This is a genomic window from Campylobacter concisus, assembly GCF_003048405.1.
Taxonomy (GTDB): domain Bacteria; phylum Campylobacterota; class Campylobacteria; order Campylobacterales; family Campylobacteraceae; genus Campylobacter_A; species Campylobacter_A concisus_Q.
Genome location: NZ_PIQS01000001.1, coordinates 235,190 through 256,890, shown reverse-complemented (window position 1 = coordinate 256,890; position 21,701 = coordinate 235,190). Strand labels below are relative to the sequence as shown.

The window sequence follows — 21,701 nt, the reverse complement described above, 5'->3', positions numbered from 1 at the left end:
AATGAGTAGAATTTTAGTATTAGGCTGGGCGGGACTAATAGGGGCTTCCTTATTAAAAAATTTGATCAAAAAAGGATATAAAGACATAACCGTACTTGATGATTTATCTAGAGGAAAGATTAATAATATACCGCTGGAGTGCAATTTTATTAAAGATAATATATGTAATATCGAAAAGTATAATTTAGGTAGTTTTGATGTAATATTTCACTTAGTCAGTTTTATGCTGGGATTGGGGTTTTCTGAAAAAAATCAATTAAAACTTTATGATAATAATGTAAAGTTGAATGAGAATTTTATATCATTTTTGCTAAAGCAAAATCCAGACAGGTTGCGCCTTATTTATATTAGTTCATCTTGCGTATATTCTGATGACGGAGAAGATATCGTTGATGAATCCTCTCCCTTGGGTAATTTTCCAGAGCTCGCAAATATAGGTTATGGTTTTTCAAAGCGATACCTTGAGGATAGATTAAAATTACTATCTGTAGTGAATAAGTTTGAACTTTCAATAGTTAGGCCATTGAATATTTATGGCGAGTCATACAGATGGGCCGGCGAATTCTCACAGGCTATACCGATGCTTATAAATAAGGTTATGACTAGTAATGACGTAGAAGTTTGGGGTAGCGGAAATCAAAAAAGGTCGTATGTTCATGCCGACGATTGTGCGGAACTATTGGTAAGAATCGCTTTTAATGATCAATTGATCCCATTGCTAAATATAGGACACGAAAAAGTTATATCTATGAATGATTTGGTTATGTTAGTGGCAGAAATCGCAAATAAAAAAATTACCATCATTAATAATCTAAAAAAGCCAGAAGGAAGAAGAGTTAAGGGTTGCTCTTTAAAATCCATAAAAATCTATTTTCCTGATTTTAATTTTAACGTATCTTTAAAAGAAGGGTTGTATAGAATGATATATAAATGGTATATTAACAATAAAGGTAATCTGATATGAAAAAGAGCAAATTGGCTATAGTAAGTAGCTATAATGAATTGTGTGGAAATGCCACATATGCATTTGCATTAAAGAAAGAATTTGAAAAATACTATAATGTAGATGTACTTTCGCTACGCGTTAACTTGTTGCGATCCGAAAATAGACAATATAAAAAATTGGCGCAGCAGCATATTGATGATCTATGTAGTAAACTTAAAGATTATGACTATGTAAATATTCAGCTAGAAGTTGGATTGTTTGGTATAAAAAGAAGAGATATATATAGTAGATTAAAGAAAATTGTTGAGAGTTCTAAAAACCTAATTATTACAATGCATAGAATTGACGTGAAAAATAGTTTTTTATCGGTTGATTTTTTAAAAAAAGTTATAAATTCTCCAATGAAGGCAATAAAGGAATACAGAGATAGCTCATATTATCCAAGCCTATATGCAAAACTAATACTTTTTTTTAAGTATGCTTCTAATGAGCGGAATGTAAATATTATAGTTCATACAAAGAGGGAAAAAGAGATTATTAAGTATATGTTTGGTTTCGATAATGTTTTTGATTTTCCAATAACTTTTTTGAATCGTAATGAGATAAAATATTATTGCGACAAAGCTATAGAAAGTAATAAGGTATTTAGGAATAGGTATAATTTAGGCGATAGCGATGTTATAATAGGCGTGTTTGGTTTTATTAGTGATTACAAGGGGCATTTAACAGCCATTAAAGCATTGAGAATTTTGCCAGAAAACTATAAGCTTATGATTTTTGGAAGTCAGCACCCGCAGTCTATACTAAGCAATAGCGATATTGATCCATATTTAGAAATACTTATAAAGGAAATAAAAAATAGAAGAAAAGGTGATTTATCTAATAGGGTATATTTTTGCGGCTCTTTGAGCGATGATGAATTTATCACCGCGTTGAATCAAGTAAATTTTACTGTTTTGCCATATAAGGAAACGGGGCAATCTGGGTCTGGTGTAGCCTCAATTACATTAGAAACAAGAGCAAAATCAATTTTTTCTAACAATAAGGCGTTTTTTGAACTATCAAAATATGCGCCAGGTGCATTTGAGACATTTGACATCGGGAATTATGTCGAGTTGGCTCAAAAGATATTATTTTATAGAGATAATTATTCAAAAGGGCTAATTGAATATTACGATAAATATAACATTGAGAATAATATAAATTTGCACATTAGTCTGTTTGAAAAGGATAAAAGATGATGTATTTTATATTAAATAATTACCAAAAATTAATTGTAATAGCATATATGGATTTAAAGTTAAAGTATCAAAATAGCTTTATTGGTTTTTCATGGTCTTTTATAAAACCATTACTGCAGTTTTTTGTATACTTTACAGTCTTCGGTGTATTTTTACAAGTAGATACTGGTGATGGCTACGCATTAAGATTGTTCTTTGGTGTATTAATATGGACATTTTTTTCAGAAGCGACATCGCTGGGGCTAAATTCATTTGTTGGCAAAGCTTCAATAATAAATAAGATAAATGTCAATAGACTCATACCGCCTATTGCCGCCTTTTTAACGCCATTATTTAACTTTTGTATAAACTTTATTATCTTTATAATTATATATCTGGTTTCATATAATTCTATATCGGATTTTAATATATTTAAATTTTTTATTATTACCGTTTCTTTCCTGCAGATTAGTATATTAATATTAAGTTTAAATATAATCCTATCTTTTTTAAATGTTTTTTTTAGAGATATAAAACAGATTTGGGAAATTGTCCTTATTTATGGCGTTTTTTTAACTCCGATTATTTATAAATTACCTATTCCGAAAGAATATGAAACTTTATATTATTGCACCAATTTATTATCCTTTCCATTAGAAAATATTAAATATTGTTTCTTTAATGGATATACGCCTATTCTAATATATGATATTTGGCTTTGGGTATTGCATAGTGCTGTAATTGTATTATTGTTTGTAGTATCATTAGTTATTGAAAATAAATTAAAATCAAAAATTTCGGATTTTCTATGATAGTATTTAAAAGTGTTAGTAAGTCATATAAATCATATGGGGTTCATACAAATTCGTTGAAAAGTTTCGCTATAAATTACAAGAATTATTTTCGAAACATAAATAGCATACCTACTATTGATGTTCTAAATAATATGTCGATGAGTATTGACAATGGGGATATATTATGTATAGTTGGTAGAAATGGTGTTGGAAAATCTACTTTAGCCAAGCTTATAGCAAAGACATCAACTCCTACGAAAGGTGATATTGTTGTAGATGGTAAAGTTATACCATTTTTAGAGCTGGGTGTTGCTTTTAGTGATGAATTAAGTGGTCGTGACAATGCTTTTTTAAATGGCGTATTATTAGGAATGGATATATGCTTTATAAAGGATAATATGCAAGAGATATTTTCATTTGCTGAAATTGAGAGGTTTGTGGATACTCCATTGAAATACTATTCGTCTGGAATGAAAATGAGATTGGCATTTTCAATAGCGCGATGTGCCAATGGTGATATATATATATTTGATGAAATTTTAGCAGTTGGCGATGAGAAATTTCAGAAAAAATGCTTTGATTTTTTTGATAATTTACTGGTTAACAAAAAAACAATTATATTTATAACTCATGATATAAATTTTGTAAAAAAGCATGCAACTAAGTTATTGGTTCTAAGGGGTGGTGGAGATTATATCTTAATAAGCAATAAAGAAAAAATTTGTAATTTTACCTTTGAGAGTTTATAGTTTGTATTAATGATGATAAAAAAAGCTTTAATATGCGATTGGCTCAATGTTTACGCTGGTGCAGAAAGATGTGTGGAGAGCTTCACAAATATTTGGGCTGACTTTGAAATTTATAGTTTGATCGATTTTTTGAATGATACAGATAGGTATGGAATATTAAAAAATAAGTATGCCCATACGAGCTTTATTCAAAATTTACCATTCGCTAAAAGTAGGTATCGTGATTATTTACCGCTTTTTCCATATGCTATTGAGAATTTTAATCTAAGCGAGTATGATTTAATCTTATCCAGTTCTCACGCGGTTGCAAAGGGGGTATTGACTCATTCGGATCAGCTTCATATTAGTTATGTTCATACGCCAATTCGTTATGCATGGGATTTATATTTTGAGTATTTGAAAAATAGCGGGCTGAATAGTGGATTAAAGGGTTTTTTTGCGAAATATTTTCTACATAAAATTCGTATTTGGGATTTGATTTCCACAAATCGTGTGGATTATTTTATTGCAAACAGTCGCTATATTGCCAGTCGTATAAAAAAAATTTATGGTAGGGCGAGCGATGTAATATATCCCCCAGTAGATACCGATAAATTTGAAGCCAAGGAAAATAAAGATGAGTTTTATTTGACTGTTTCAAGGCTTGTGCCATATAAAAAAGTAGATGTTATAGTGGAGGCTTTTTCACAAATTAATAGAAAGCTTGTGCTTATCGGCGATGGTCCAGATATGGACAAAATAAAAAGTAAGGCTAAAAAAAATATAGAAATTTTAGGATATCAAAGCAACGAAACAATAAAGCATATGATGCAAAATGCGAAAGCTTTTATATTCGCAGCCAAGGAAGATTTCGGTATCGCTCCAGTAGAGGCTCAGGCGTGCGGCACGCCCGTTATATGCTACGGCAATGGCGGAGTACGTGAGACGGTGATAGATAACGTCAGTGGTGTTTATTTTTATGAGCAAAGCGTTGAGAGCCTACTTGGAGCGCTGGATAAATTTGAACATAATGTGGATAAATTTGATCCATCTTTTATTCGCAGAAACTCACTTAGATTTTCTCGTAAAAGATTTGAGGAGGAGATAAAAACTTACATAGAGCATAAATTTAATGAATTTAAGGCATTAAAATGAGGCAAATTTTATCATTTTTATTGCTGTTGCTAGCTGATATTTTTGTTATTTTTGGCTCTATATTTTTAGGCATTTTTGTCAAAAATCTTATTTATGGAAGCCCATTATTTTTTGATATATTTACATATCGAGAGTACATCTACGTTTATATTACTATAATATCTTTATTTGCTTATCAGGGTATTTATATTAGGAGATTTGATTTTTGGCATGAAAGCAAAATTATAATAAAAAGTTGCATATTAGGCTTTTTACTTTGTCTTGTGCTTGCGATAGAAAATAGTTTGTTTTCAAAAGTAACCCTATTATTTAGTTTTTTATCTATGATTATACTTTTACCCGGATTTAAATTTATATTCAAACGTATACTTTTTTATGTAGGCATCTGGCAAAAAAAGGCTAGAATTTTATGTGTAGAAAATAGCGAAGAGCTTGAATACGCAATATTTAATAACCATTATTTGGGTTATGTAAAAGCCGTTGGAAAAAGCTATGATGCTCTTTTGATAGGATATAACAATATTAAGCCTAAAACTCTAAATACTATTATAGAACAGAACATAAAGGATAACAAAGAAATCTTATTTACTCCAATACTTAATAGTTATGACTTTTCAAGGGCCTGTGTTTATAATATTTTTAACTCCCGCACGAATCTATTTGCTATTCAAAATTCCCTTCAAAGCAAATTTAATTTAATTTTGAAAAGATTGTTAGATTTATTAATATTATTGCTTGCTTTACCCTTTTTGATAATCATATTTGGCGTAGTTATCTTAATCATAAAGGTAAAAGAACCAACCGGCGATATTTTTTTTGGCCAGTACAGAATAGGTTTGGATGGAAAAATATTCAAATGCTATAAATTTCGTTCAATGCATACTGACCAAAGTTTTATGCAAGAATGGTTGGATAAAAATTCGGAAGAAGTAGTATATTATAAAAAGTATAAAAAATATAGAAATGATCCCCGAGTAACTAAAATCGGCAGCTTTTTAAGAAAAACGTCACTTGACGAATTGCCGCAGCTAGTAAATGTTCTAAAAGGGGAGATGAGTCTGGTTGGTCCAAGGCCATGTCTTCCGAATGAAATGGAAGATTTTGGAGAATACCTACCGCTTGTTTTATCTTGTAAGCCCGGGCTTACTGGACTTTGGCAGGTTAGTGGTCGAAGCAATGTGGATTTTGCTACACGAGCCCAAATGGACATATGGTATATGAAGAACTGGAATATTTGGATGGATATTGTAATAATTATAAAAACATTTAAAGTAGTATTCCTTAGGTATGGTGCTATGTAAATAAAGTTTAAGATGAGGTGCTGCAACACCTCATTATTTATAGTTTGCCACCTTCAACGACAAGTGATTCTGGATTGACACTGTCGCCGTAGATCGGTTTTAGTGTAGCATCATAGTCTTTGTGGAAGAAATTTTCTTTGCCTAACTCAATGATCTCATTATTTAGCCAGTCAAGTAAAACTTTGTTGCCTTTTTTAACAGCTGGTGCTATTACATCCACATCACCAAGTGCTTCAACGCCTACAACAAAACCTGGAGTCTCTTTCGCCCAGGCAAAAAGTAGGGCGTTATCATGCGCTAGTGCAGCACCTCTTTTATCAACCAAAGCTGCAAATGTTTCAGTATTTTGGTCGTATTTTGCAAGCTTAATGTTAGGATAATTTTTTGTAAAAAACGCGTCTGCGGTTGTGCCCTTATTTACGATTAGGGTTTTGTCTTTTAGCTCATCGATGCTCTTTATCACTGCACCTTCAGGGCTTACGATGCCAAGTGAAACCTTCATGTATGGAAGCGCAAAATCAACAACTTGTGCACGCTCAGGTGTTTTTGTAAAATTTGCAAGCGTGATATCTACTTTATCAGCTACTAAAACTTCAACTCTACCAGCAGCCTCGACTAGCTCAAATTTTACCTTGCTCTCATCGCCTAGTAGGTCTTTTGCGATACGTTTTGCAAAGTAAATATCATAGCCTTGGTTTTTGCCGTCTTTATCGACATAGCCAAATGGTGGTTTGTCGCTGAAAACACCAATTCTTACAAATCCGCGCTCTTTGATCTTTGCGATCGCATCAGCTTCGTTTGAAGCAGCTTTTGCCGTGTCGGCACCTTTGTCATTACCACAACCCGTTAGAAAGACGGTAGCGATTAATGCTAATAAGAAAAATTTAAATTTTCTCACTCTTTCTCCTTGTAAAAAAGTTAAATAAATAAGAGCGTTAAAATTTCGCTCTAAACGCATTTTGAAAAAACGGCAAATTATCTCTTATTTTTTCTAAAACGAGAATAAATTTAGAAATTTCTTCGCGCGATCGCTCTTTGGGTTGGTAAAAAATTCCTCTGGTTCGCTGATCTCCACAATCGCTCCAGCATCCATAAATACGATCTTATTTGCAACCGCCCTTGCAAAGCTCATCTCGTGGGTGACTATTAGCATCGTCATACCATCTTTGGCTAAATTTAGTATCACGTCAAGCACTTCTCTAACGATCTCTGGATCAAGCGCAGCCGTAACCTCGTCAAATAGCATAATTTCAGGGTTTAAGCAAAGGCTTCTTACTATAGCTATGCGTTGCTTTTGACCGCCACTTAGCTCCTTTGGATAGGCAAATTTCTTATCAAGCAGTCCAACCTTGCTTAACCACATATCAGCGGTCTTTTCGGCCTCGGACCTATCTCTTTTTTGTACTTTTAAAGGCCCAAGAAGGACGTTATCTATGACGTTCATATGATCAAACAGCTCGTAGCTTTGAAAGACCATGCCGACCTTTTGGCGGATCCTTTGCCAATCATTAAATTTAGCATCAATCACTTCGCCATCGATTATTATCTCACCGCTAGCGATGCTCTCAAGGCCATTTATACATCTAAGAGTTGTGCTTTTGCCACAGCCTGATGGGCCAAGAAGTACGACCACTTCACCGCTTTTTACCTCTAAATTTATATCTTTTAAGGCGCGAAGCTCTCCATAAAATTTGTTTATTTTTTTAAGTTCTAATATGTTTTCGCTCATTTTAACTCCATTTTTCTTCTAGTTTTTTCGATAGTTTTGAGACTGGATAGCAGATCACAAAATATAAAAAGAATATGAGCGTGTATATCCAAAATGGCGCCATAGGATTTGTAAATACATTTCGCTCTATGATCTGCTGACCGACCTTGACTACCTCTACAACGCCAATTAGCACGACGATAGAGGTCGTTTTTATCATACGGCTTAGTAAATTTACAGCTCCAGGCACTAGCCTTCTTGTGGCAAGCGGGATGATGACGTGAGAGTAAATTTGAAATTTACTAAGTCCAAGTGAGGCGGCTGATTCAAATTGATGTTTTGGTATTGATGTTATTGCGCCACGCACGATGTCCATCATTTCAAAAATTCCCCACAAGCTAAAGACAATGAGTGAGGCCGTAAATGCTGAAATGTGAATATCAAACGCCTTGCTGACACCAAAATAAAATAAAAATAGCCAAACAATCTGAGGCATTATGCGAACGATTTCTAGGCAAATTTTTAAAATAAAATAGATAAATTTGTTTTTCATGCTCATAAGCACGCCAAGCACTAAGCCACCGATTATAGAGATAAAAATAGAGATAAATGAAATTTCTGTGCTAACGACTAGACCTTCAAAGAGTCTTAGTAAATTTTGCGTGTCAAATAAAATACTAACTCCTTGCATTTCTCACCCTTTTTTCGATGTAGCTAAGCACCAGCGAGACTGGCAAGATGATGATGAGATAGCTAATTACTAGCATAAAAAGCGCTTCGTCTGTTTTGTAATAAAGCCCAATGAGATCCTTTGCGACGTAGACTAGATCGGCAAGTGCCACGATACTAACGATACTTGTCTCTTTTAGTAAAAAGATAATATTTGCACTAATGCTTGGCACCGCTACGCTAAATGCTTGAGGCAAGATAACATATCTTAAGAGCTGATTTTTGCTAAGTGCGATGCTAAGACCTGCTTCTATCTGCGACTTTCTAACCGCCTCAAAACCAAGTCTAAAGCTCTCGCTCATATAACTACCGCCAAGAAAGCTAAGCCCAGCGACCGCACAGGTAAAGCCGCTCATCGATACACCAAGCTTTGGCAAGCCATAATATAAAAAGAAAAGCTGTATAAGAAGTGGCGTATTTCTTGAGAGTTCGACGTAGCAGTCAATCACTTTTGATAGAAATTTTAGCTTGTAAAATTTCACAGCCATACAAAAAATACCGATCAAAATAGAAAAAACGATCCCTAAAAAGGCAATCTCACAGGTAAGCACTCCGGCCTTAACATAAAGCGGATAAAATTTCTCAATAAACTCAAAATCCATAAAACTTTAATCCAATCTGAAAAATGGAGTTATTTTATCTTATAATCATAAATTTAAAACTAATTAGATATGATCTTGCTTTAAATTTAAGCTTGCAAAAAGGATAAAATTTGATCGATCTTTTTCAGATCATCGGCTTTTTAGGGATGATTTGCATCGTGATGGGTTACTTTTTACTTCAGATTGGCCGCCTAAATAGCCGCGATCTGGCCTATCAGATAATAAATTTAGTAGGTGCTATACTACTCATCATCTCGCTTTTTGTGCACTTTAACCTCGGTTCATTTTTGATAGAGGTCTTTTGGATAATCATTACTATTTATGGAATTTATAAAATTTACAAGGAGAGAGCGTGAGAGCATACGCAGAGTGGGAAGAGCAGGAGCTTTTGTTTTTATCGCTGCCACATAGCAAGAGCGACTGGGAGCCTTATTTAGAGGAGATTTTGGCGAGCTATGAGGAGCTTGTGGCTGCTGTTACGCCCTATCAGAAGGTGGTGCTCATCTGCCCCGATGAGGCAAATTTTGCTAGGTTTAAGAAATTTAAAAATGTTGAGTTTGTTAAGCTTGAGACTGACGATACTTGGATCAGAGACTACGGTATGATCGACGTTTGTGCTGAAGACGGCGTAAAGAGCTACGACTTTAAATTTAACGCTTGGGGCGGTAAATTTAAGAGCTCAAAAGATGATGCGATAAATTTAGAGCTAGCTAAAATTTACAAAACCAAGCTTGAGTCAGTTGATATGATACTAGAGGGCGGAAGCATCGAGTTTAACGGAGATGGCGTGCTTTTAACCACCTCAAAATGCCTGCTAAATGAAAATAGAAATTCCTCTCTTAGCAAAGAGCAGATCGAGGAGAAGCTTAAAAATTTATTTGGCCTAAAGCGTATTATCTGGCTTGAAAATGGCTTTATAAAAGGCGATGACACAGATAGTCACATCGACACTTTAGCGCGTTTCATCACGCCTGATACTATCGCTTATGCGAGCTACGAAGATGAGAGCGATGAGCACTTTGATGAGCTAAAAAGGATGGAAGATGAGCTTAAAAAGACAGGCTTTAAGCTGCTTGCTCTGCCGCTTCCTAAGCCTAAATTTTATGAGGGCAAAAGGCTTGGCTGCACCTATGCAAACTTCATCTTTATAAATGGCGCACTGATCGTGCCAACATATAACGACGAAAACGATGAAAAGGTGCTAAATTTACTAGCTCAGGCACTTCCAGACAGAAAGGTCATCGGTGTAAATTCGCTAGTTTTTGTCCGTCAAAATGGCTCGCTTCACTGCTCAAGCCAAAATAGATATAAAAGGGCTTAGCCTTGTCAAGTCCGTTTGATTATGAGTTTAACCGCATAAATAAGCAGGAGTACACGCAGGGCGAAAATAAGGCAGTTATCGCAGCTGGAGCTTGCGCCTTTTTGCTCGCACTTGTGAAATTTGCAGCCGGACTTTTTAGCGGCTCGGTCGCTGTACTTGGCTCGGCGATCGACTCGATGCTTGATTTTATCGTGTCGCTTTTAAATTTATTTGCGCTTAGAAAGTCAAGAAAACAAGCTGATGAGAGATTTAACTTTGGCTACACAAAGCTAGAAGCCTTGGCAGCGCTATTTGAGTGCGTTATCATCGTTGTGGCTGCTGGATATATATTTTATGAGAGCGTTAAGAAATTTAGCGAGCCAAATTTAGAGATAGACCTTGGCTTAAGCCTTGGTGTGATGGTATTTTCGGTCATAGTGACGTTATGTTTGGTGCTATTTTTAAACCAAATTTCTAAAAAAAGTGGCAATCTTATAATAAAAGCAGACGCGCTGCATTATAAGATCGACCTTTTTAGTAACCTTGCAGTCATCATCTCGCTACTTATCATTAAATTTAGCGGATTTGTGATGATAGATGCGATCTTTGGTATCGTGATAAGCGGCTACATCGCTCAAAGCGCGATAAGCCTTGGCAAAGACGCTCTTGGTATCTTGCTAGATCACGCAGCAAGCCCTGAGGTCACAGCTGAGATCATCAAGATGATAAAGGCAAAAGAGAGGATTTCAGACTTTCACTACCTAAACACAAGACAGAGCGCAAATACCATATTTTTAACGCTGCATTTAGTTTTTGACAAAGATATCTCGCTTTACGACGCGCACGAGGTGGCCGACTCGCTTGAAGCTGAGATAAGAGAGAAATTTAAGGAATTTTCGTGGCAGATAACCACGCATTTAGACCCATATAACGACAAAGAAGGGAGATGAGATGAAAGTAGCACTACTTCAACAAGAATTTAAAGGGACAAAAGAGGCAACCATCGCAAAGACGCTTGAGCTAATCGCCGAGGCAAAAAAAGGTGGCGCTGATCTAGTTGTCTGCCAAGAGCTGCACCAGACGCAATACTTTTGCCAAAGCGAGGATACAAATTTCTTTGATCATGCAAACGAGTGGCAAGAAGATGTCGCTTTTTGGGGCAGGGTGGCAAAAGAAAATGGCGTGGTTTTAGTCACTTCTCTTTTTGAAAAGAGGGCTGATGGACTTTATCATAACACCGCTTTTGTCTTCGAGCGTGACGGTAGCGTGGCTGGCAAATACCGAAAAATGCACATCCCTGATGACCCTGGATTTTACGAGAAATTTTACTTCACGCCTGGCGATATCGGCTTTGAGCCAGTTGAGACTAGCCTTGGTAAGCTTGGCGTTTTGGTGTGTTGGGATCAGTGGTATCCAGAGGCAGCAAGGCTAATGGCGCTAAAAGGGGCGAAAATTCTCATCTATCCAACGGCTATTGGCTGGTTTGAGGGCGATAGCGATGATGAAAAGTCAAGACAGCTTGAAGCGTGGGTGGCAGTGCAAAGAGGTCACAGCGTGGCAAATGGTCTGCCAGTAGTCGCAGTAAATCGCGTCGGTTTTGAAAAAGATGATAGCGGCGTGATGGATGGGATTAAGTTTTGGGGAAATAGCTTTGTTTTTGGGCCACAAGGAGAGCAGCTTTTCCGCGCAAATAGCACAGATGAGTTTTGCAAGATCGTTGAAATAGACATGAAAAGAAGTGAAGAAGTGCGAAGAATTTGGCCATTTTTAAGAGACCGTAGGATCGATGCCTACGCAAATATCACAAAGAGGTTTATCGACTAATTTTAGAGCTAGAATTTCTAGCTCTTTTAAAATGTAAATTTCTTATCTAATATGCGGACTATCCTGCCGCCAAGCCTTTTTGCCTGCTCTTCATTGTGCGTGGTGATGATGATAGTGTATCTTTGCGACAAGTTTTTTAAAAGATCTTCTACGATCAAGACATTTTTCATATCAAGCGACGAGCAAGGCTCATCAAGCATGAGCACTTCAGGCTTTGTGGTTAGCATCCTTGCGATGCAAAGTCTTTGCTTTTGACCGCCGGAAAGCTTGCTAGCTGGCATATCTAGGTCACTTATCTCATCTAGTAAATTTACGCTTTTAAGTAGCTCTTCTACTCTTTTTTGCTTATCCTTTATGCTGCCCTCATAAAATTCCATCGCATAGGTCAAATTTCTTTCTACACTAAAAGGAAAGAGGGTGGCGTCTTGAAAGAGTATGGCTAGCTTTCGTCTTAGCCAAATTTCGCCCTTATTTTTGATATTTTCACCTTTAAATAGTATCTCTCCGCTATATCTGCCGCCCTTTTGCTCCAAAAAGCCATTTAACGCTGAAAGAAAAGTCGATTTGCCACATCCTGAGCTACCCATTAGGCAGATGATCTCGTTTTCGGCGACGCTTAAATTTAGATCTTTTAAAATTTCATTGTCTTGGTAAAAGATACTAAGATCTTTTATGTTTAAAATATCTGGCAATTTTCTCTCCTATATCAAATAAAACTACAGCTGAAAGCAGGTGCAAAATGATCAATATAAAAATAAGCACAAGTGCTGTGGCGTAGGCATTTTGCGTTGCGACTGACTGGCTTAGTAACATGTGCAGGTGAAAAGGCAGCGCCATGACTGGCGAGAGCAGGCCTTCTGCCTTTGCCATAAAGACAACCCCTGTTAAAAGTAGTGGTGCAGTTGCCCCTATGGCGTAGCTGCCAGCAAGTATTAAAATAGATATGATATTTTTTCTAATAGTTGGCAAAACAAGCTTTCTAGCCATGAAATTTTTATCAACACCAAGCGCGAAGCTATCTCTTAACATTTTTTCATCGATCTGTGAGATCACCTTTTCTGTGCTAACTTCAACAAAAGGAAAGACCATCAAAGCAAGTGTTATGCTAGCTGTTAGCAGGCTCTTTGGGATATCAAGGCTAACGATAAAAAGCCCATAAACAAACATCCCAAGCAAGATAGAAGGTATCGAGGCCATCGTTTGGATGATAAATTTAAGCCCAAGCTTGATCGTTCGAGAGGTGCAGTAAATTTGCCTATAAATAGCGCAGCTAACGCCAAGAAGTGCTGAAAATATTATCGAGAGTGTCATTAGCAAAAATGAGCCTATGATGGCGTCTTTTATGCCACCACTCTCACCTAAATTTAAACCTTGCGGGTTTTTTGTTAGAAAGTCTAAATTTATCTGAGAGATGCCATTTGCAAAGATGAAATAAAATATCCAAAATATCACCGCAACTATTATAAATACGCAAAGATAGGCGTAAAATTTTACTAGATGATCTTTAAAAGCGTTCATTGTTTTTCTCAAATTTAAAGATAAAAATATTTAGCATAAAGATAAAAACAAGCAGGACGAATCCGCTTGCAATAAGAGCATGGTAGTGCAGGCTGCCAGCCTCGCTCATGCCCATTTCAAGGGCTATTAGAGATGGTATGGTCTGAGCTTTTGAGAGCAGGTGCGGAAAAAGCGGGGTGTTACCTATGACCATCATCACGGCCATCGTCTCGCCAGCTGCTCTGGAAAATGCGAGTATAAAGCCTGAAATGCTAGCTTTTATCGACTTTCTTAAAATGATCTTACGTGTAAAGTATCCCGTGCTTACGCCAAGAGCGTCTGAGTTTATTTTGAAATTTTGCTTTAGCAGCTCGACACTTTGAAGTAGGTGTGATGTAAAAAATGGCAGTATCATTACGCTAAGGATCAGACTTGCTGCCAAGACTGACTCTCCAGCGGATATTTTTAGCCCTGATTCTAAAATTTTTACAACCGTGTAAAGTGCGAAAAATCCGTAGATGATCGAAGGTATGCCAGCTAAAATTCTTATCATCCAGTCCAGCACGTACCTAAGCCAGGCGTTCGCAAAAAAGCATATAAAAATGGTAACTCCAAGCGAGATGAAAAATGAAAATATGCAAGCTAAAAAGGCAACTACGAAATTTGCGACCAGGATATTAAACAGTCCAAAGCTAAAAGGCTCTGTGCTAACATCCCAGTCGCCATTTAGTAAGAAGTCAAAGAGACTTACTTCTGCAAAAAAACTCGTGGAATTTAGCAGTAAAAACCCCACGAGTAAAAGCAAAAGCATGGCGGATAAAAGTGTGAAAGCATATACCCCGCCTTTAAAAATTTGCCCTGTCATTGGCTATTTTACTGGTATAAATCCCATTTTTTCGATAGTCTTTTGACCTTCGGCTGAATTTAGAACGTCTACAAAAATTTGCTCGCTCTTGCTTAGATCGCCACTTTTTACGATGATAAGCGGACGAGAGATGTAGTATTTGCCATCAACTATATTTTTCACAGTTGGCTCCACGCCGTCAACATTTAGCGGTATTAGTTTGCCTTTGTTTTGATTTGTGATACCAAAAGATGCGTAGCCAATAGCGTTTTTATTTTCTATGATCTTTGATACAAGTGCGCCCATTGATGGTGATTGGATGACGTTTTTGCTAACTTTGACATCTTTCATGATCTTTTTTTGAAATACCTCGTGAGCACCGCCACCAAGATCTCTTGTAACTACGACTATTTCGTCATTTGGTAGGGATTTGTCAAGATCGCTCCACTTTTTGTACTCGCCTGAGAAAATTTTTACGATCTCTTCTTTGTTTAAATTTCCGCCCTTTAGCTTTATCACCTCATTTTCTGGGTTTACAGCCACGCAAAGTGCGTCTATGCCAAGCGTATAGGCTTTCATGTCCTTTATCTTTGCTTTTTCGCTATCTTTTATATCGCGAGCTAGCATGCCAAAGTCAGCGACATGATCAAGCACAGCTTTTACGCCAGCACCAGAGCCACCAGCTGAGACAAAGATGGTGATATTTTTGTTTGGCAAAGTGCTATCTACTTTGTCCCAAGTCTCGTACTTTTCGATAAAGTCGGTTGAAATTTTAGCGATGACTGGAGCTAGCGTAGATGAGCCACTAAAGCTAACTTGCGTTTTTTCGTCCGCACCAGAAGCGAAATTTAAAGATAAAAGCAGCATAGAAGCGGCCAACATAAGTGATTTTTTCATAAAAACCTCCAAAATTTGATTGTTATTAACATTTGTAAAAGCTATTGATTAGTTGTAAATTTGCAACAGTTTTTTCTAAAACTTAGAACTGCGGTGGATTATACAATAAAAAATGATATTTAAATAGCTGGTTTATCAAATTTATTTTGACTAATAAATAAATATAAATTTAGTCTTAAGAAAATATTTTTTTAAGTCTTGATTGTGTAGAATGGTTGCAACTTTACTAAAACGGCATGAAAATATCATATTAAATAAGGTAAAAAGCTAAATTTATAGAATAAAATAGCCTTAAATTTCTTGAAAGGATCTTAGATGAAAACTACTTCTTTGGCACTTGCTGGCTTGCTTTTAGCAACAACTCTTTCAGCAAAAGAATTTATCAGTATCGGTACTGGCGGCATGACAGGCACTTATTATCCGATAGGTGGAGCGATTTGCCGTTTAGCAAACAAAAATACTAATGTAAAATGCTCAGTCCAATCAACTGGCGGCTCAGTCTATAACGTAAATAACGTTTTGAAAAAAGAGCTTACATTTGGCTTTGTTCAAAGTGACGTTGTCTATGATAAATTTAACGGCACTGGCAAATTTGACGGAGCAAAAGATGAAAATTTGCGCTCAGTAGTTGCCATTTATCCAGAGCTTCTTGCATTTGTTGTAGCAAAAGATAGCGGTCTTACAAGTGATCTTGCTTCATTTACAGGCAAAAAATACAACGTCGGAAACCCAGGCAGTGGCAACGAAGTGAGCACGCTTGAAGTCTTTAAAGCAAAAGGCTTTGACGTTTCAAAACTAGGCTACCGCGGTGTTTTAACAGTTGGCGAATGCCCACATGCACTAAAAGATAAAAAGATAGATGGTTATAGCTTTGTTGTCGGCCACCCAACCGCAAACATCACTGATGCTGCGACATCTTTGCCGATCGATATCCTAAATATCGAAGGCAGCGAGATCGATAATCTTCTTAAAGAGAAGCCATACTTCGCGAAAGGTGTGATCCCAAAAGGTTCATATGACGGCGTTGATCACGATGTAAATACTATCGGTGTAAAGGCTGTTTTGGTAACTAATAAAGATACAAAAGATGAGGCTGTAAAAGCTGTGATAAAAGCTATTTTAGACAATTTTGATGAGTATAAAACTCTTCACCCAGCGCTAAAATCAGTAAACAAAGAAGATCTTGTTCAAGGTCTTTCAGCTCCGCTTCACCCAGCTGCAGAGGCTGCATTTAAAGAGGCTGGTATCTTAAAATAATCCATTTCCAGGGGCTTTTGCCTCTGGATAAAATTTAAATATACAAATTTTTAATTTATATATTTAAATTTTAAAGGAGAGAGATGAACGAAGTCAAAGACAACGAAGAACAATTTGTCGAAGTAAAGACAAGGGAGATAAATAGCAATTTTTACAACTATTTCATTGCGATTGTATGCTTTTCTTGGTCGGTTTTTCAGCTTTATATAGCGTATTTTCCGCTAAATACTAACATTTCACGCTCAGTGCACCTAGCTTTTGCGGTTGGGCTTGTATTTTTGCTCTATCCAGTCACTTTTCATAAAAAGGCACATTCTAGTTTGCCGTTTTACGATCTAGTTTTTTGCGTGGTAGGCGTTGTTGCCGTACTTTATCCAGCAGTATATTTCTACGAGCTTGCTGATAGGACGGGGGACTATATCAAGCAAGATGTGATCATCTCATTTATCGCTATTTTTATCTTGCTTGAGGGTGGTAGACGCGTGATGGGGCCAGCTCTTGGTATCATCTGCGCTATATTTTTGATATACGATCACTTTGGCCCTTATATGCCAGACATAATCGCTCACCAGGGCGCTAGCCTAGAAAAGATCGCAGGACATATGTTTTTAACAACAGAGGGTGTCTTTGGTGTGCCTATAGGCGTTAGCGTTAGTTTTATCTACCTTTTTGTACTTTTTGGCTCATTGCTTGAAAGGGCAGGAGCTGGACAATACTTCATAAATTTAGCCTTCTCGCTTCTTGGCAAATATAGAGGTGGCCCAGCCAAAGCCTCAGTCATCGCAAGTGGCCTAACAGGCATGGTTTCAGGTAGCTCAACAGCAAACGTCGTAACTGTTGGTACATTTACCATACCGCTTATGAAAAAAGCTGGTCTTTCGCGCACAAAAGCTGGTGCTATCGAGGTTGCAGCTGGCGTAAATGGACAGCTCATGCCTCCGATCATGGGTGCAGCTGCTTTTATCATCGCTGAGTTTTTAGGCATGACATATACAAATGTTATGATGGCAGCGGTAATTCCTGCATTTGCGTGCTATTTGTCGCTATTTTTTATCGTGCATTTAGAGAGCGTAAAGCTTGGGCTAAAAGGCATAGATCAGAGCGAATTTCACTCAAGATTTAAAATTTTTGTGAGCGGTCTTCACTACATAACGCCGATCTTGATTTTACTTTATACATTGCTAATCGCAAAAGAATCAGCTATCTCGGCGGCTTTTAATGCGATTGGATTTTTATTTTTAATAATGATCTTTCAAGAGCCAACTAAAAAGCTAGCAAGTGGCGAAAAAGTTGGAATAAATGATGTGTTAATAGGCTTTGAAGATATATTTTGGGCGATGGTTGCAGCTGCAAAAAGCATGACAACGATCGCTATAGCAACCGCACTTGCAGGTATTATCGTGGGCTCTATCTCTCTAACTGGCCTTGGTCAGGTGCTTTCAGATCTAGTTGAGTTACTTGCTGGTGATAATATAGTTATGATATTGCTTCTTACTGCGATGATGTCGCTAATACTAGGAATGGGTCTTCCAACGACGGCAAACTACATTGTAGTTTCAAGTCTTGTGGCACCTGTTATTTTATTTTTAGCGCACAAAAATGGCTTTTTAATCCCAGCCATTGCTGTGCATCTTTTTGTCTTTTACTTTGGAATTTTAGCTGATGACACGCCACCAGTTGGTATCGCAGCTTATGCAGCAGCTGGTATTGCTAAAGCAAATCCTATAACTGTTGGTGTTCAAGGATTCTTTTATGATCTAAGAACGGCGATCTTGCCATTTGCCTTTTTCTTTAACAACAAACTTATGCTGATAGAAAGCGTAAACGAGGGCGATCCGCTTGATTCAAAAGGGATCGTTTGGATGAGCAATCCGCTTGAAATTTTACTTGTCTTTGGTATGGCGATCGTAGGAATGTTTGCATTTTCAAGCTTACTTCAAGGCTACTATGTTACAAAGCTTAGGATCTGGGAGCGTATTCTTTTGATCCCTGTTGTGCCACTAGCTCTTGTACCAAATATATGTGCGAAATTTAATCTTATACCAAACGAATACACTGCTTATATCGTGGCTGCTGTACTTTATGGATTTGTTTTTATGACTCAATGGGGTATTAAAGATAAACCACTTGATCAAATAAAAATAATCTAATCTTAGGCAAGAGTACTCTTGCCTAAATTTCTAATATAAATTTTTAGAGCCACCTTTATACTTTGAGTAATTTTTATTTAAAATAAGTGTTTTTTGGATTTTTTGTTTTAAGAAATTTTTAGGCTCGTAAGCCTAAAAATTATAGTTGTTTTGAGCGTCTTAGATCTCCTGCAAATTCGCAAGACATCTTATCGCCTAATTCGCAGCCTTTTACTAAAAATTCATAAGCTTTTTTAAATTCTTTAGCTTCTATCAAGATAGAACCTACCATCTCGCAAGAATATCCATCATTCTTATTACAAGCTTTATTAAAAAGTTCTCTTGCTTTTTGCGGCTCAGTATTTAGATAAAGCCCACCAGCTGCCGAGCAACCTTCAACCTCACCAACTTCGCAAGCTTTATTATAGTACTCTAAGGCCTTGCTTGGATTAGGTAGAGCTGTTTTGCCTAGCTGATAAATGGCGCCAGTTTTTACACATGATTTTGCATCATTTTCTGCACATCCTGCTTTAAATTTTGCTAAAGCTTCTTTGAAATTCGAGCTCCCATATGCCTTTAGGCCATCTTCAAAGTTACCTGCAAAAGCACAAGCAGCTAATATTGAGATAAAAATCATTTTTTTCATTGAAATTCCCTTTTTTGTGAATTAACATGCAATTTTAGCATATTAATTTTTACACTTACTTGATGAAAAATAATTACGCTTTTAAAATTTGCTCTTGCTTTCTATAATCAGGCATGATTTTTTCTATAAAATCGTAAAAACTTTTTTGATGATGTGGATAGAGCATGTGTGTTAGTTCGTGAAGAACGACGTAGCGCACGGCTGAGAGCGGTTTTTCTATGAGTCTTAGGCTTAGGTTTATATAGCCTTTTTTGTGATTGCAACTACCCCAGCGAGTTTTGCTATTTCGTATGACGATGCGCTTGATTGGTTTGTTTATAAAAGGTTGAAAATAGCTTACAAGCTCTAAAAATAGCTCTTTTGCTCTTATTTTTTTAAAACTCTCAAGGCTTTTTAAATTTGGCGTAAAGACAAACTCGCCATCAAAAAATGGCTCTTTAAAATTTTCATCAAATTTTATCTTATAAACTTGCCCAAGAAATTTCATCTCATCATCTTTTGGTAAATTTGCAAGAGCTTTCTTGTAAGTATTTTCAAGCCAAATTCTGTGCATCTCAAGAAAGCTAAGAGCTATCTTTTGTGTGCTGTAAAATGGCATAGAAAGCGTGATTTTAGCATCTTTGCCAACTCTTAGGCGCATGGCTCTTACATTTTTTTTAAAATTTATTAAGACGCTTAGCCCATAAAAGTCTAAAATTGCGCTTTTTTGCTTCAAACTAGGCGTTTTGATTGCCATTTTTTGCTTCTCCAGCGCCATGTATTTGCAAGGCCTCTTAGCCACTCGTCAGCACAAAAACCTATCCAAACGCCGATGATCCCCCAACCAAGATAGATGCCCAAAAAGTATCCAAGTGGCAGCGAGAGCCCCCACATAAATATAAGGCCAGTTATGAGTGGAAATTTTGCGTCGCCGCTTGCACGAAGGGCATTTACGATGACGATGTTAAAGGTTCTGCCCGCTTCAAGAAATATCGAAAGTGTAAAAAGCGGTAGCATGATCGCACGTAAATTTTCGTTTAAATTTAGTGCGTCCATGATTTGATACTTTAGTGCATAAGCTATAAGCACGACTACGAGTGTGATAAAAACTCCAAGTCTTAGCGCTCTAAATGTCCTTGTATAGGCCTCGTTAAACTCGCTTGCTCCAACTAAATGCCCAACGATGACCTCGTTTGCCACACTGATACTCGCTCCACAAAGCAAGATAAGAAGCGTGATCTGAAAGTAAATGGTCTGCACGCTAAGGCTAGCCTCGCCCATGCTTGCCACAAAGCCAAAAGCGACCATGTATTGCGCCATCCAGAGTAAATTTTCACCTGCGCTTGGAAGGCCGATTGAGAGGATTTTCTTTAAAATTTCAAATGGCACGACAAGTAGCTTTTTAAAATAAATTTTAACTTTTGCCTTTTGACTTAGCATATAAGCTAGCACAAAAATGCCTACTAGTCTGCCAACAAGTGTTGAGATAGCAACTCCTTGTAGGCCTAAATTTGGCAGATTAAACCAGCCAAAAAGGGAGATAGCGTTGCCTAAAATCGTAATTACGTTCATTAAAACCGAAGTTAGCATTACAGCAGTTGCCAGGTTATAAACACGAAGCACCGCAGCTAGCACCATGCCGATGCCATCAAAAAGTAGGGCAAAGCCAAGGATGTGAAGATATGAGAAGCTATCATTTATAAGCTCTTTTGGCACGTTTAGTAAATTTAAGATGTTGTAGCCAAAGACGTAGATAATGATAGCTGAGAAGATACCAAAGAGCGTATTTGACGTGATACTTGCGTGTATAACGTTTGAGGCAAGATCGTTCTTTTTAGCTCCCAGCGCTTGGGCGACGACGACTGAACAGCCAATGCTTAGGAAGTTAAAAATGGTCATAAAAAGATCCATCACTTGATTGCCAGCACCCATTGCACCAACTAGATGCACACTCACTTTTGTAACCATGTAGGTGTTGATGATGAGCGTAATGAAGTGTAAAAACATATCCAAAAATATCGGAACTACGAGTTTTCTCATAGATAAGTTCATTAAATTTTCCTTAATTATTTCAAAATTTTGGCGATTATAGCCAAAATTAGGTTTTAGCTCCCTTTTGATATAATCGCGAGAAATTTAAAAAAT

At 36.9% G+C, this 21,701-nt stretch carries 23 protein-coding genes; 12 read left to right on the top strand and 11 right to left on the bottom strand.

Features of this window, described 5'->3' with window-relative positions; translation table 11 throughout:
• Nucleotide 1 precedes the first annotated feature (1 nt).
• From CVT18_RS01335 to CVT18_RS01310, 6 genes are read left to right on the top strand one after another with little or no spacing between them, the layout of a single operon-like run.
• Complete coding sequence (locus CVT18_RS01335; RefSeq protein WP_107824126.1) at nt 2-964, top strand: NAD-dependent epimerase/dehydratase family protein; 963 nt, start codon at nt 2-4, stop codon at nt 962-964.
• Nucleotides 961-2,187 (top strand): hypothetical protein, encoded by a 1,227-nt coding sequence (locus CVT18_RS01330; protein WP_103628392.1) that lies wholly within the window; start codon nt 961-963, stop codon nt 2,185-2,187. Before CVT18_RS01335 ends, CVT18_RS01330 begins: the two co-directional genes overlap by 4 nt.
• Nucleotides 2,184-2,978: an ABC transporter permease gene (locus CVT18_RS01325; RefSeq protein WP_103628393.1), complete on the top strand. Its 795-nt coding sequence runs from the start codon at nt 2,184-2,186 to the stop codon at nt 2,976-2,978. The genes CVT18_RS01330 and CVT18_RS01325 overlap by 4 nt, the downstream gene beginning before the upstream one ends.
• On the top strand, nt 2,975-3,709 hold the full coding sequence (locus CVT18_RS01320; RefSeq protein ID WP_103628394.1) for an ABC transporter ATP-binding protein: 735 nt from the start codon (nt 2,975-2,977) through the stop codon (nt 3,707-3,709). Before CVT18_RS01325 ends, CVT18_RS01320 begins: the two co-directional genes overlap by 4 nt.
• A gap of 15 nt (nt 3,710-3,724) precedes the next feature.
• A complete protein-coding gene (locus tag CVT18_RS01315) occupies nt 3,725-4,843 on the top strand; it encodes a glycosyltransferase family 4 protein (protein WP_103628441.1) in 1,119 nt (372 codons plus the stop codon).
• The gene (locus tag CVT18_RS01310; protein ID WP_103628395.1) at nt 4,840-6,144 is read left to right on the top strand and encodes a sugar transferase; all 1,305 of its coding nucleotides are present in this window, start codon (nt 4,840-4,842) and stop codon (nt 6,142-6,144) included. Before CVT18_RS01315 ends, CVT18_RS01310 begins: the two co-directional genes overlap by 4 nt.
• A 37-nt stretch (nt 6,145-6,181) precedes the next feature.
• Here the strand turns inward: CVT18_RS01310 and CVT18_RS01305 are convergent, their stop codons facing one another.
• The 4 genes from CVT18_RS01305 to CVT18_RS01290 all read right to left on the bottom strand — a co-directional run bounded on the left by CVT18_RS01305 (nt 6,182) and on the right by CVT18_RS01290 (nt 9,183).
• On the bottom strand, nt 6,182-7,042 hold the full coding sequence (locus CVT18_RS01305) for a cysteine ABC transporter substrate-binding protein (RefSeq protein WP_107824125.1): 861 nt from the start codon (nt 7,040-7,042) through the stop codon (nt 6,182-6,184).
• A gap of 93 nt (nt 7,043-7,135) precedes the next feature.
• Nucleotides 7,136-7,873, bottom strand: a complete 738-nt coding sequence (locus CVT18_RS01300; RefSeq protein ID WP_103628396.1) for an amino acid ABC transporter ATP-binding protein — start codon at nt 7,871-7,873, stop codon at nt 7,136-7,138.
• A 1-nt stretch (nt 7,874) separates the two neighbouring features.
• Nucleotides 7,875-8,543: an amino acid ABC transporter permease gene (locus CVT18_RS01295; RefSeq protein ID WP_103593871.1), complete on the bottom strand. Its 669-nt coding sequence runs from the start codon at nt 8,541-8,543 to the stop codon at nt 7,875-7,877.
• The gene (locus tag CVT18_RS01290; protein WP_103628397.1) at nt 8,530-9,183 is read right to left on the bottom strand and encodes an amino acid ABC transporter permease; all 654 of its coding nucleotides are present in this window, start codon (nt 9,181-9,183) and stop codon (nt 8,530-8,532) included. Before CVT18_RS01290 ends, CVT18_RS01295 begins: the two co-directional genes overlap by 14 nt.
• A 110-nt stretch (nt 9,184-9,293) precedes the next feature.
• Between CVT18_RS01290 and CVT18_RS01285 the strand changes: the two genes are divergently transcribed.
• The 4 genes from CVT18_RS01285 to CVT18_RS01270 are packed head-to-tail and all read left to right on the top strand — an operon-like array spanning nt 9,294 to nt 12,307.
• Nucleotides 9,294-9,539 (top strand): CBU_0592 family membrane protein, encoded by a 246-nt coding sequence (locus tag CVT18_RS01285; protein ID WP_103628398.1) that lies wholly within the window; start codon nt 9,294-9,296, stop codon nt 9,537-9,539.
• Entirely contained in the window at nt 9,536-10,504 is a 969-nt protein-coding gene (locus CVT18_RS01280; protein ID WP_103628399.1) for an agmatine deiminase family protein, read from the top strand. Before CVT18_RS01285 ends, CVT18_RS01280 begins: the two co-directional genes overlap by 4 nt.
• Nucleotides 10,505-10,506: 2 nt before the next feature.
• Nucleotides 10,507-11,433, top strand: coding sequence for a cation diffusion facilitator family transporter (locus tag CVT18_RS01275; RefSeq protein WP_103628400.1), 927 nt, complete (start codon nt 10,507-10,509; stop codon nt 11,431-11,433).
• 1 nt (nt 11,434) lies between these two features.
• Nucleotides 11,435-12,307, top strand: coding sequence for a carbon-nitrogen hydrolase (locus CVT18_RS01270; protein ID WP_103628401.1), 873 nt, complete (start codon nt 11,435-11,437; stop codon nt 12,305-12,307).
• Nucleotides 12,308-12,333: 26 nt separating this feature from the next.
• Here CVT18_RS01270 and CVT18_RS01265 read toward each other — a convergent pair whose 3' ends face one another.
• The 4 genes from CVT18_RS01265 to CVT18_RS01250 are packed head-to-tail and all read right to left on the bottom strand — an operon-like array spanning nt 12,334 to nt 15,545.
• On the bottom strand, nt 12,334-12,999 hold the full coding sequence (locus CVT18_RS01265; protein ID WP_103628402.1) for a phosphate ABC transporter ATP-binding protein: 666 nt from the start codon (nt 12,997-12,999) through the stop codon (nt 12,334-12,336).
• Complete coding sequence (locus tag CVT18_RS01260; RefSeq protein ID WP_103628403.1) at nt 12,968-13,825, bottom strand: PstA family ABC transporter permease; 858 nt, start codon at nt 13,823-13,825, stop codon at nt 12,968-12,970. The genes CVT18_RS01265 and CVT18_RS01260 overlap by 32 nt, the downstream gene beginning before the upstream one ends.
• Nucleotides 13,812-14,669: a phosphate ABC transporter permease subunit PstC gene (gene pstC / locus CVT18_RS01255; RefSeq protein ID WP_103628404.1), complete on the bottom strand. Its 858-nt coding sequence runs from the start codon at nt 14,667-14,669 to the stop codon at nt 13,812-13,814. Before pstC ends, CVT18_RS01260 begins: the two co-directional genes overlap by 14 nt.
• 3 nt (nt 14,670-14,672) lie before the next feature.
• The gene (locus CVT18_RS01250) at nt 14,673-15,545 is read right to left on the bottom strand and encodes a phosphate ABC transporter substrate-binding protein (RefSeq protein WP_103628405.1); all 873 of its coding nucleotides are present in this window, start codon (nt 15,543-15,545) and stop codon (nt 14,673-14,675) included.
• 315 nt (nt 15,546-15,860) lie between these two features.
• Here CVT18_RS01250 and CVT18_RS01245 point away from each other — a divergent pair, with 315 nt between their 5' ends.
• Complete coding sequence (locus CVT18_RS01245; RefSeq protein ID WP_103628406.1) at nt 15,861-16,802, top strand: TAXI family TRAP transporter solute-binding subunit; 942 nt, start codon at nt 15,861-15,863, stop codon at nt 16,800-16,802.
• Between the two features lie 83 nt (nt 16,803-16,885).
• A complete protein-coding gene (locus CVT18_RS01240; protein ID WP_103628407.1) occupies nt 16,886-18,952 on the top strand; it encodes a TRAP transporter permease in 2,067 nt (688 codons plus the stop codon).
• 139 nt (nt 18,953-19,091) lie between these two features.
• Here the strand turns inward: CVT18_RS01240 and CVT18_RS01235 are convergent, their stop codons facing one another.
• From CVT18_RS01235 to CVT18_RS01225, 3 genes are all read right to left on the bottom strand, one after another.
• Nucleotides 19,092-19,577 carry a tetratricopeptide repeat protein gene (locus CVT18_RS01235; RefSeq protein ID WP_107824124.1) on the bottom strand — a complete coding sequence of 162 codons (486 nt, stop codon included), beginning with the start codon at nt 19,575-19,577 and terminating at the stop codon, nt 19,092-19,094.
• A 73-nt stretch (nt 19,578-19,650) separates the two neighbouring features.
• Nucleotides 19,651-20,334, bottom strand: a complete 684-nt coding sequence (locus CVT18_RS01230; protein ID WP_103628409.1) for a SprT family zinc-dependent metalloprotease — start codon at nt 20,332-20,334, stop codon at nt 19,651-19,653.
• A complete protein-coding gene (locus CVT18_RS01225) occupies nt 20,289-21,608 on the bottom strand; it encodes an MATE family efflux transporter (protein WP_103628410.1) in 1,320 nt (439 codons plus the stop codon). Before CVT18_RS01225 ends, CVT18_RS01230 begins: the two co-directional genes overlap by 46 nt.
• Nucleotides 21,609-21,701: the final 93 nt, after the last annotated feature.